Source organism: Bifidobacterium sp. (assembly GCF_050874245.1).
Taxonomy (GTDB): Bacteria; Actinomycetota; Actinomycetes; order Actinomycetales; family Bifidobacteriaceae; genus Bifidobacterium.
In genome coordinates, this window is record NZ_JBNMKH010000162.1 from 1 (window position 1) to 1,953 (window position 1,953).

General features: G+C 60.3%; 1 protein-coding gene. It reads left to right on the forward strand.

Annotated features, from left to right (window positions below):
* Positions 1 to 1,322 (forward strand): hypothetical protein (locus tag ACR0P8_RS09495; RefSeq protein WP_432624822.1); only part of this gene is annotated, 1,322 nt, incomplete at its 5' end.
* Between the last annotated feature and the right edge of the window lie 631 nt (positions 1,323 to 1,953).

Genomic DNA, 1,953 nt, shown 5'->3' on the forward strand with positions numbered 1-1,953 from the left:
AATCACTGCCTGACCTGACCAAGCGCGCAACCACCTTGGTGGACGGTCTGACCAACGTCGGCTCGCAACGCAACCGCAAGCTCATCGCCCAACTGGAACAGCTCAGAGACAACGAGAAAGCGCTAGCCAAACAGACCATCGCCGTACGTTCCAAAGCGCACGATCAGGCGTTCGACGGCTACATCGACGCGTACGTGGGCTCATACACCACGCATCTGTCCGGTTCGATCGGCAACGCCACACAGCTTCCCGCCATTCTCGGCACCGCGTCCGAACTGAACGGCGATACCTCCGTAGCTAAATCCGTGGCAGACCTGGCCAACGCCGTCAACGACGTGAGCGCCGCATACCGGCATATCGGCGCGGCCGACGCCGTCGACGAGGTGATTCGCACCATCGAACAGCGTGGCACATCCGGCTTGGTGAACGAGCTCACCAAGCGCGCCGGTGAGGAACAACAGCGCGGCTCCAAAGACTACAGTGCCGGCCAATCGCAGCTGTCCGCGGCCATGATCCCGTATTCGATGGATTTCACCGACGCATACACGGCTCGGCTTAAGGAACTGGGCGCCACCGCAGGCACGGCTGGCAGCTACGAAACCCAGGCGATCGCCGACGTGCGTGCCGGCATCAAAGACAATGAGAAGCTCAAAACCGCGTCCGACAAGGTGTCCGCGGCGATGACCGCGTTGGCGGACGCCAGCGAGCACACCGGACAGGCCAGCGCATTCCACCAGATCGTGCTGCGATTCGCCGACCAGCTGGATTCGGATGACGACACGTCCGAATCGGGCGCTGCCGATGACGCTTCTGTGCTGGACACGTTGCGTTCCGCCTCCGCCAGCCAATCGTTGTGCGCGAAAGCCGAGAAACGGCGGTCCCGTGCGCAACGCAAGGCCGAACGCGCGCAGGCGAAGAACAACACCGCCGATTCGACCAGCTTGGTCGATGACAAGAACGCCATCAGCATGGATGATGTGATGAGCTACGCGGGCGGACTACGCCCGTCGTTCGGCGCCGCAGCGGACACCACGTCGAAGAATGTGGCGAAAGTCGGGGGAGTGGACGGCTCTTCGAAGAACAGCGGTGGCGATTCGTCCGACGGTTCGGCGGATTCGTCCGCCAGCTCGCTACCAATTACCGGCTATGGCTTGGCGAAAACCGGTTTCACGCCGGATAATGGCGATTTGATTGACGAGACGGTCGAATTGGCCGCCGCTGCGGAAGTTTTCGACGATGCGCTGCAGGCTGGATTGGGTGGGAACGGTTCCGGAAATTCGTCCGCTGGCCCGCAGTACCTCCTGTCCGTTCCGGTGCTGTAGAGCACGCGGTTTGTGCGATGCGCTAAATCCGATAGTGCTCCGTCGCTTACGTGGTACGTTTCGGGGTTTTTGATTGCGATTTCCGCCTCCGCTTGTGCATTCGTTGAGATTACGCCCATAAAAACCATTTTTCGCGTACGGGTTTGTGCGCAGGGGCAGGAATGTACGCTGAGAACAGCCGAGAACGGGATAAGGACGGTTCTATGCGCGCACGTCTTGCGATTTAGGGCGATTCTGCACGGACGTGAGCAAAAGGGGATATGATTTCGACCGTTTTGCCTGCGATTTATACCCCTTTTCGCTCACGAAAGCATTTTTCCCGCGATTTTGACTGAATATGAGCAAAAGGGGGCACGGTTAGTTGCAGACAGTGACGGGATATACGAGGGGCCTCTCCTTCATGCAAAGGAAAGGCCCCTCGTATGTGGGTGAAGTGAGCGGCTGCGCTACAAAAGCCGCTGGCGGCTCACCTCAGAGACTCACTTCTTCGGTTTCTTGGCCGGCGGTTCGCCTAGCTCGCTTTCGGCGACCGTCACATCGGCGGCCTCGTTCTCACCCTCGGCGGCAGCCGGTGCGGTGAAGGCGATCGGTCCGGTCACGCGACCAGCTTCGGCGATATCGCCCAGCGCGG